This is a genomic window from Pseudomonas sp. CJQ_9 (assembly GCF_043106615.1).
GTDB classification, from domain to species: domain Bacteria; phylum Pseudomonadota; class Gammaproteobacteria; order Pseudomonadales; family Pseudomonadaceae; genus Aquipseudomonas; species Aquipseudomonas juntendi.
The window spans coordinates 1-1,248 of the sequence record NZ_JBICMS010000022.1 but is presented as its reverse complement, the minus strand read 5'-3'; the positions used below and the strand labels follow the sequence as shown (position 1 = coordinate 1,248).

The 1,248-nt window shown below is 51.1% G+C and carries 2 pseudogenes; one reads left to right on the top strand and one right to left on the bottom strand.

Annotated elements, in window-relative coordinates:
* Nucleotides 1-654: 654 nt before the first annotated feature.
* Nucleotides 655-850, bottom strand: a pseudogene (locus ACF8SD_RS03370) (RHS repeat-associated core domain-containing protein); the annotation flags it as partial.
* A 224-nt stretch (nt 851-1,074) separates the two neighbouring features.
* On the opposite strand from ACF8SD_RS03370, the pseudogene ACF8SD_RS03365 reads away from it, so the two are divergent.
* Nucleotides 1,075-1,248 (top strand): annotated as a pseudogene (locus tag ACF8SD_RS03365) (DUF2780 domain-containing protein); the annotation flags it as partial.

Below are 1,248 nucleotides of genomic sequence, written 5' to 3'. Positions count from 1 at the left end.
AACATTTGTAACGCAGAATCACGTTTGGTCAGGCGGCTTCGGTGAAGTCCACCAGGCGCACTGGGCCGCGGAAGCCGGCGGTCAGTACCGCCAAAGAGGCCAAGACGCCAGCAGCCATTTGAGGCCACTCCGCACCCCGTCACTCGTCAGGTGGGCCTCCGAGAGCGCAATCAGTTGAAGGTTATCGCCGCGTGTTCGCATCCATGTTGCGATACGAGTTTCTACGAATGAGGGGCCCCTTTATCTCCGCTCTAACAACGAACATGTCAAATACATGTTCGCGAATAGCGAACAATTCTTTGCTGTCACCATAATAGTCAAAATCCCTACCCTCCTCAAGGCGGTTGAAGTCTTTTGTGTATACCCCGAATACTTGAGCTTTACTTCTGTCCCCCCCGTTATACTTTGATGCTATATCACGGCGCGAGGAAAAGTAGAAGCCCGCACCCACTGTATTTCCATCACCAGGTCGAGGCTCGATTCTCTTCTCCAAAGACTGCTTGTACTTTGATGAGCTGCCATGATAACCCACCAGCTTATAACCTTCTGGCACGCTGCTTGTTGGATTTAGGGCAGTAGGGTGACGTTCTATAGCTCCCGCAGTCCTAAGTTTGGGCCTACGTGAGCGAATGCTTAGCAGCTCTTTGACAGAAAATTGGCCCGATGGGTCGACATAATTAATCGGGTCACCTGAACAGTAAGCGTAAAGGTTGATTCCCCCCTTATCGAAGGGGGATAACGTATCAGGGGAGAGGAATCGCATTAAATTTGGTGAATAACAGCGATTCCCGTTTCCGAGTAGATAGCCGCCGAACACTGGTGAAAAGTACTCGCCATTGAACCTCAAAAGAGTTTCGCTAGAAAGTACATTCACAGTTTGTCCGTAGGCTGAATAAACGTGATTTTCGTGTTTGTGCATATCTTCATTCCCCGTTTTAAGGTGACATAGGATCGCCACTAATAATGACAGCTCATTCCAGTATCTAGGCGTAAGGAATGTGCAGCCACTGTCAAAAATGATAGTTTTTGAGACCACTATTTAGGGCGATCTTCGCCGTCAACCTCAGCGACGCCGGCGTGAACAAGGGCAGTCAGTCGGCATTGAGCAATGCACTGGGCAACAGCGTGGAAAACCGCAGCGACCTGGACAATGCCTTCAAGGCGCTGGGCATGGATACCGGGATGATCGGGCAGTTCGCGCCGTTGCTGCTGCAGTACCTGGGGCAGCAGGGGATTGCCGGGTCGTTG